The organism is Aquisalimonas sp. (assembly GCF_007120195.1).
Classification (GTDB): domain Bacteria; phylum Pseudomonadota; class Gammaproteobacteria; order Nitrococcales; family Aquisalimonadaceae; genus Aquisalimonas.
The window spans coordinates 1-7,008 of sequence record NZ_SKOG01000158.1 but is presented as its reverse complement, the minus strand read 5'-3'; the positions used below and the strand labels follow the sequence as shown (position 1 = coordinate 7,008).

Annotated in this window: 9 protein-coding genes; 6 read left to right on the top strand and 3 right to left on the bottom strand. The window is 64.0% G+C overall.

The window, feature by feature from the left end:
• On the top strand, positions 1-597 hold a 597-nt coding region (locus QZT63_RS11845; protein ID WP_290651439.1), incomplete at its 5' end, for an anti-sigma factor.
• 69 nt (positions 598-666) lie between these two features.
• Here the strand turns inward: QZT63_RS11845 and QZT63_RS11840 are convergent.
• Entirely contained in the window at positions 667-1,302 is a 636-nt protein-coding gene (locus tag QZT63_RS11840; protein WP_290651437.1) for a 2'-5' RNA ligase family protein, read from the bottom strand.
• Between the two features lie 148 nt (positions 1,303-1,450).
• Between QZT63_RS11840 and QZT63_RS11835 the strand changes: the two genes are divergently transcribed.
• Positions 1,451-1,747, top strand: coding sequence for a hypothetical protein (locus QZT63_RS11835; RefSeq protein WP_290651435.1), 297 nt, complete (start codon positions 1,451-1,453; stop codon positions 1,745-1,747).
• 52 nt (positions 1,748-1,799) lie between these two features.
• Here the strand turns inward: QZT63_RS11835 and QZT63_RS11830 are convergent, their stop codons facing one another.
• Positions 1,800-2,963, bottom strand: a complete 1,164-nt coding sequence (locus QZT63_RS11830; RefSeq protein WP_290651433.1) for an ATP-binding protein — start codon at positions 2,961-2,963, stop codon at positions 1,800-1,802.
• 690 nt (positions 2,964-3,653) lie between these two features.
• Complete coding sequence (locus QZT63_RS11825; protein WP_290651431.1) at positions 3,654-4,808, bottom strand: calcium-binding protein; 1,155 nt, start codon at positions 4,806-4,808, stop codon at positions 3,654-3,656.
• 315 nt (positions 4,809-5,123) lie between these two features.
• Between QZT63_RS11825 and QZT63_RS11820 the strand changes: the two genes are divergently transcribed.
• The 4 genes from QZT63_RS11820 to QZT63_RS11810 all read left to right on the top strand — a co-directional run.
• The gene (locus QZT63_RS11820; protein WP_290651430.1) at positions 5,124-5,405 is read left to right on the top strand and encodes a transposase; all 282 of its coding nucleotides are present in this window, start codon (positions 5,124-5,126) and stop codon (positions 5,403-5,405) included.
• Positions 5,406-5,428: 23 nt separating this feature from the next.
• A complete protein-coding gene (locus QZT63_RS11815; RefSeq protein WP_366636859.1) occupies positions 5,429-6,328 on the top strand; it encodes an IS3 family transposase in 900 nt (299 codons plus the stop codon).
• Entirely contained in the window at positions 6,315-6,563 is a 249-nt protein-coding gene (locus tag QZT63_RS20100; protein ID WP_366636856.1) for a putative toxin, read from the top strand. The genes QZT63_RS11815 and QZT63_RS20100 overlap by 14 nt, the downstream gene beginning before the upstream one ends.
• Positions 6,564-6,578: 15 nt before the next feature.
• Positions 6,579-7,008 (top strand): hypothetical protein (locus tag QZT63_RS11810; protein WP_290651426.1); only part of this gene is annotated, 430 nt, incomplete at its 3' end.

Genomic DNA, 7,008 nt, shown 5'->3' with positions numbered 1-7,008 from the left:
CCGAATCATTTCCCGTCGTCCTGGCGACGCATCCGCGCACGCGGAAGGCCGTGGAACGGTTCAAACTCGAGAAATTGTTGGAGCCGCTTCTGGTCGTCCCCCCTCTTCGGCGGCTCGATGGCGGTCGCGGCCGCCGCGAGCGTCGCGCTGCTTGCCGCGGTGACCTTCAACAACCTGCAGCTGCGTGGCGACCTCGACGAGGTGCGTGGGGACCTCGACCTCGTGGCGGCCGCGCTCGAGCAGCAGCAGGCAGCGGCGCCCCCGATCGACGGTGCAGGCGTGCAGATGGTGCGCTTCGACACCAGCAACGAGTTCGATGGCGTGGACAACATGGGCGTGATGGTCGACGGCTTCGGCGGCCTCGTGCTACGCGGCGTGCCCGAGCCGCCCCCGGGGCACCAGTGGCAGGTCTGGATCGAGCACCGCAGCGGCGCCATCACCACGCCGGGGCCGATTGCGGATGTGCGCCCGGTGATCTTCGTGGACCTGGGCAACCTCGAGGCCACCGAGGCCACGGGGCTGAAGGTGACCCTCGAGCCGGTCGGCGAGCACGACGCGCCCTCCGACCACACCGTGCTCGAGGGCGAGATGGCCTGACGCATCGGCCGTCGCTCCCGCTGCGGGGGCTCTCCCCGCCCGTCCGCCGGGGCGCGCGGCGGTCGCGTCTCAGGTGCCGGGGCCGATCGGCAGCCGCGCGCGCAGCTCCCATGGCGCCCCCGGCTGTCGGTCGCGCTCCATGACCCACGCCTCCCGCGCGTCGATCGTCCCGGCCGGCAGGTGCTGGAGGTCCGACGCGACGGTATCGAGGTCGGCGCCCAGGCGGGCCATCGCGACCGTCACGTGGGGGCGCAGCGGAAAGGCGCGTGGTGGCAGGCCGCCGATCGCCCCAGCAGCTGCCTGGGCCAGCCCGGTGAGGCCGGCAGCGTCTGCCGGCTCGTAGACGATGAGCGCGTCATCCCAGCGGGAAGGCCCCGAGAGCGGCGTCGCGGTCGCGGGCTGGTCCCTGAGGGCGCGGGCAAGCGATGCGAGCGTCTCGTGGGGGATGCCTTCCGGGCCTGTGTCGAAGGGGCCGGCGAGGGTGACGTGTGCCGGCATGCCGAGCCGCCCGGCCCAGGTGTGCTCGCGGCGGGCCTGCTCGGCCGCGGGCGTGAGATCGCCGGCGGGTACGATCACCACGGCGCGCCGTCCGGGCGCAGCAGCGGGTGTCGGCGAGCTCTCCATGCCCGTCATGTCGAACCGCCATGCCTGGTCGTTGATGGCCTCGCTGCGGGAGGCGCCGACACGGGTCGTGAACCCGGCCACGGACGGCCACCCCGGACGGGGGTAGGCAGCATGAGCACACGGTGTCACGCTGCAGGGGTGTGTTGGTAAACGACGGGGCATTCCTGGTGGGGGCTGTCCGTCAAGATGGTGGGAGAGTCGAATGGGACCCATGGGAGTAGGAGCACCAATGGCAGCGGCGCCGGGTGGCGGGCCTCCCGGGCCGCCGGCATTCGTGGCAGACATCGTGCCGCAGCAGGCGCGTGAGAACTCACCCGTGCTCGGCGCGCTCGCTGCCGGAGGCGGCGGCTCCGAGGAGGACTGTGACTGCGAGGCAGTCGAGCAGGCCGACAAGGGCTACGACCTGGTCGGTGGCGGCGGGCCGGACCTCAGCGGGCTTGCGGCCATGCTGGAGAGCATCGTCGCTGCGCTCAACGAGCTCGTCGGACATCTGTCATCGCTTGCCCCGGGTGCGCCCGAGGCCTGAGCTCGGGGGTGGCTGGCTCCGATCACCATGACCCGTCGCTGGCCCGGCCCTGCTATGCGCCAATGTCGTTGCGGCGGCGCATGAAGTCGTCGAAACGTGGAACCGTGAAGTCGATGTAGCCGAAGTCTTCCGTGGCGTAGACGAGGCCCTTGTCCAGCAGGCGTTGGCGGATCTTGGATACGCCGCCGGTCCCCTTGCCGAGCTTCCGTGCAACATCACCGGATCGGTACGGACCGGTTCCCAGTTCGGCCATTGCCTTCATGTATCGCCGTTCGGTCTCGGTGGCTCGCTGCAAGCGTACCTCGTAGATCGATCGGTCCAGCGCTTCGCGTGCTACCGGCATCGCATCCTCGATGGCGTCGAGGTCGATCGGCGATTGGCCGGCGAGGTTCCATGCGTGTTTTCCAAGTTGCTGGATGAAGAACGGGTAGCCACCCGTCCAGGTGATGGCGCGCTGCACCGCCTCGGGTGTATAGCTGACCTCGTGCTGGCGAGCCGGGCTGGCCAGTGCGGCCGCTGCATCATCGTGTGCCAGCGAATCCAGGGTGGGAAAGTCGAACAGGCGCTCGGCGTATGATCGAGCCTCTCCGGTCAGGCGTGGAATCTGCGGCAGGCCCGCCGCTGCAAGCGTGACGGGAAGGCTCTTCTGGGTGGCGCGATGCAGTGCGCTGATCAGGGCACGATACTCGAGTTCCGCAGCGAACTGCACGTCGTCGATCAGCAGCACAACGCCGCGCCCCTGTTCCTGAGCGGCCTTTCCGATCTGTACGAGCAGGTGCGCGAGGTCGGCGGAAACCTGTCCCTCGTCGCCGCCTCGCAGATCGACGGCCAACTCGAACCCTTCCGGGCTGGCGATGCGAATCGTCTTCAGGTGCGCGAGCGAATCGCGCAGGCGAGCCGCCACTCGGGATGTGAGCTTGAGTTGCGCGAGCGTTGATTCCGCGTCGCGCGCGACCTGAGCGATCAAGCTGCTCTCGGGCGTCAGCTCATGGTAGAAAGTGATGAAGCCTGCGCTCTCGGCGATGTCCTCGAATGCGTTGAGCAGCACGGTCTTGCCCACGCCACGCAGCCCGCGGATGATCATGCTCTGTTCGGTCAATCCGGCGCTCAGTCGCCCGATGAGCACCTCGAACTGGCGCAACTGCTTTCCTCGCCCGGCGAGCTCCGGGGGCTTGGATCCGGCGTTCGGCGTGTACGGGTTGGTGATCGGATCCACTGCTTCTCCCAACTTATACCCACTTATACCCAAAACAGCATAACCGGGTATACGGATGCATATCCGTCAACTGGCGACCCGCCAATCGAAGGAACCGGGAATGCCGCGTATCCACACGCGCGGCCGAGCGCATGCGACGCCGTTCGACTCGACGTCATGCGGATCCGCCCGGTGAGGACGAATCCCTGACCACGTGTCGGACTTCGACCGCTCGCCGGTCCCGCCAAAGCGCTCATCGAGACACTCCGCGCTCGTAGCGATCGCTGCGGCCACGACCGCCCCAGCCACGACCCCTGACGGACCCTCCCGGCTGCCGGTTTGCACGGTATCGTTCTTGCCAGGGGGTGGCAAACGACATGCAGGCACTTGGGCGACACTGCCCCAAGACGTCCTGAGCAGGCCTTTCGAAGGTAGCGGTGGCAGGACTCGAACCTGCGACACGCGGATTATGATTTCCACAATTGGTGGTACCTCAACGTACCCAATGTCGCATAAGCCCTGTAAAAGGGCGACATCGTGGTACCTGGTGTCGCGGGGGCGGTTGCTGGGGTATTTTCGCGACCGGGGGGCAAACCGGGGGGCTGGGCGCGGAATCTGGCCTGACTGCCAGTGGTTGCCGTATCGGGGCGTAGGTGAAGTCGCGATCGTGTCGGCTGCGATCTGAGGTTCCCGCTGGATGGCTGGGGTTGATTACCGGGGCCAGGGGTGCCAGCGGCCTTGGTGGAAGTATTGGTGGCAGTTGCGCAGTCGGTAGGGGCCGCCTACTCCGGGGCGTGGTCCATAGAGGCGGTTGCGGTTGCCGCCGCCGCAGTCGATGCGGGCGGGGCTGCGGGGACTGGTACGGAAGTGGTCGTTGCCGCGTCCGCCGCGCAGGAGTGTGCGGGGTCCGAAGCCTTCGAGGATGTTTCCACGGCCGCCGTTGGCGATGAGGATGCTGCCGTTGGCATAAGAGCCCAATTGGTCTCGCTGTGGCCCGCCAATGATCAGCGACCGGCCGGTGCGTCCTGAGTGTTCGATGTCGTTCCTGCCGCTGCCGCCGTAGAGCCGGTTGATGCCACCACGGGTCTTGATGGTTCGCACACCACGGGCGCGGTACACGATGTCATTTCCGGTACCGGTTGAGATGAAAGATCTGCCGCTGACGGGCCAGATGCGGTTGTTGCCGTTGCCTGTGCGAACGCTGTCATCGCCAGCACCGAGCCAGATGCGGTTGTTGCCACCACCTGCACGGATCTCATCGTTGGCAGGGCTACCGAGGATCGTGTCGTTGCCTCCGAAGGTCTGGATGTAGGCGCCAGTCCGTGGGCCTTGGCGGAAGGCTCTTAGGTGTCTCAGGTCGATGTGATTGTTGAGGCGTCGCTGCTCGGCAATAAGGGTCAGGTAACTGAGCAGTGATGGTGCGAAGGTGATGTTGATCCTGCCATCACCATTGAGATCCAGCCCATGCCCGACTCCGCGTACCCTCAGCGGCCCTTGCGGTGTGTAGGTCTCGATCGTGAGCGTCGCCCTCGGATTGTCCGACTCGACGTGGATTGGGATCCCTGATCGTGCGATGTCTTGGATCCGATGCAATTCGCCGCGGCCTCTGTGCGTCATTCGGATTACGAGCCGATCGACGGTGTCTGGCAGCGAGTCCGGGTAGCCCGGGGGGTGATCGCAGGTTAGGCATCCAGCGCCAATGCCCTGAGGATTCCCTCCCACCGACCAGTCGATAATCCCGCCCTTGTAAGGGTTTCCCACTGGTGTGAACGTGAGGGTGCCGGTTGCCTCATCGAACTGCCATTGTTCAGAGGCCTGTGCCGTGCCTGCGAAACCGAGGGTGAGAGCGGCCGCGATGTAGGTCATTATCGCTGCCGTGCGTCGGCTAGCTGGCCGCGCTGGTGAAGGTCGAGGTGCATACGCCATTGGGGTTCGTATCGGCAGGGCGGGGGTGGATCTTGAGTGCGGGTCGCGGATTCGGCGGTGGGCTGTGGAAAGCGGCCGGGCCTACTGTGGATTGTTCTAATTACTATCAAGGTCTTGTAGATGATTGCCGATAATAGGCTCATGTCCCGTTTTGAGCAGCTGCTTATGTTGGTGTTTTCTGTCTGGAGAGCCCCCTCCCATTTGGTCCATTGTGATTGTTCGTTTTCGGGATAATGTTCGACTGATGGGAGGTTGATGATGGCTCAGAAGCGGTATTCGCCGGAGCAGATCGTGATGAAGCTGCGGGAGGCTGATCGTCTGCGTGAGCAGGGTCTTACGGTGGAGGCGGTTGCCAGGCGGCTGCGGGTGACGAGCGTGACGCTGCGTCGGTGGCGGGAGCGGTATGGCGCGTTGCAGGCGGATGAGGCGGCTCGGTTGCGGGATCTGGAGCTCGAGAACGAGCGGTTGAAACGGATCGTGGTCGAGAAGGAGCTTGAGATCACTGTGTTGCGGGATGTCGCGAAGGGAAAATTTTGAGCCCGTCGCGGCGGCGGGCTGCGGTGCAGCATGTGCAGAAGCGGCATGGGTTGTCGCAGCGGCGGGCGTGCACGATTCTTGGGCAGCATCGAAGCACTCAACGGTATTTGCCCACGCGTCCTGAGCAGGATGCGGCTCTTGTTGCTGAGCTGCGTCGATTGTCCAGGCGGCACAAGGCGTGGGGGTACAAGATGGCTTACAAGCATCTCCGGCGCAAGGGCTGGAAGATCAACCGTAAACGGGTCGAGCGGGTCTGGCGGGAGGCGGGTTTGACTGCTCGGCATGTGAAGCGGCGTAGCGGCAAGAAAGCCAGTGGCAGTGCCGATAACGCGATCTGGAACCTGCCGGCCGAGCGTCCCAATCACGTGTGGGCGTGCGACTTCAAGACCGAGCGTTTGGCCAATGGCAGGCCCTACCGGATCCTGAATGTAATCGACGAGTACACGCGCCGTAGCCTTGGTCGGGTGGTCGCTCACTCGATCGGTGCCAGACGCGTGCAGCAAGAGCTCACCCGCCTGTTTCGCGCTCACGGCAGACCCGAGCTATTTCGTACCGACAATGGTCGGGAGTTCATCGCGGAATCGCTCGTGCAGTGGCTGAGCGATCGCGGAGTGACCGCGATCCCGGTAGAAAAGGCCAGCCCCCAGCAGAACGGCCTGGTGGAATCGTTTCACCGGACCATGGGTAGACAGCTTCTGGACTGGGAGCGATTCGAGACGCTCCTTGAGGCCAAGGCCGTAATCGATGACTGGGCGACCAACTACAACAGCGGGCACTACCACCAGGCGCTCGGGGACCTCACCCCCAACGAGTTCCATCAAGCGTGCCTTACCGCCCTGCGGGAAGGCCACCCGCTACCGTTACCACAGACACGCACACGGACGCCCAAACCAAAGACTGCCAGAATGGATGTCCACAAGTGACGACATCGAACACTCAGACTGGACCAAAAGATGGTGGCCGCCCATGAAGAATGTCGCCACACTCACCAGAAGAGCCCAGCTACGAGCACAGATTGAATACGCCAATCATCACGGTATGCGGTACCACCTCTTCGTAAGATCCAATACAGTCATAAGCCCTAGGCTCATGCAGTATTTGCGGCAACATAATGTGACAGTTCGCAGGGTGCTGAATGCGAATGGCTCAGGATTCTAGCTAGGAGACTTGAATGTGAGCCTGTACAAGGGTCTTAGCATACTTGAGTTTGCGCCAACAGATGATGGGCGCGCATACGTCATGGAGGTTCCAGTCGGCAAGTGGTGGATCTGGGTAGCACGGGTCGGGCCAGCTTTCTGTAGGCAGTTCGGTATGCACGGTTCAGGGCTAATGATCGAACATGGCGTGACTGTCGATGGCATTCCACTGTATGACTTGCTCGGAAATCCGATTGACGATCCTTCTGGGGCTGGTGATTGTCATGTGGCAGGCGCGGTGAGCTACGACATGTGGGAATCCGTTATGTTCGGTACCCCGATCATCGATGATTCCACGGAACCGCGATCCCCTGATACCGTTTCACCGGTTCGGAGGCTCTCTGAGGTGATCGATGAGATGACTGAAGAAATTCCGCGGGTATCCGAGTCGGAAGAGAAGTTCGTTG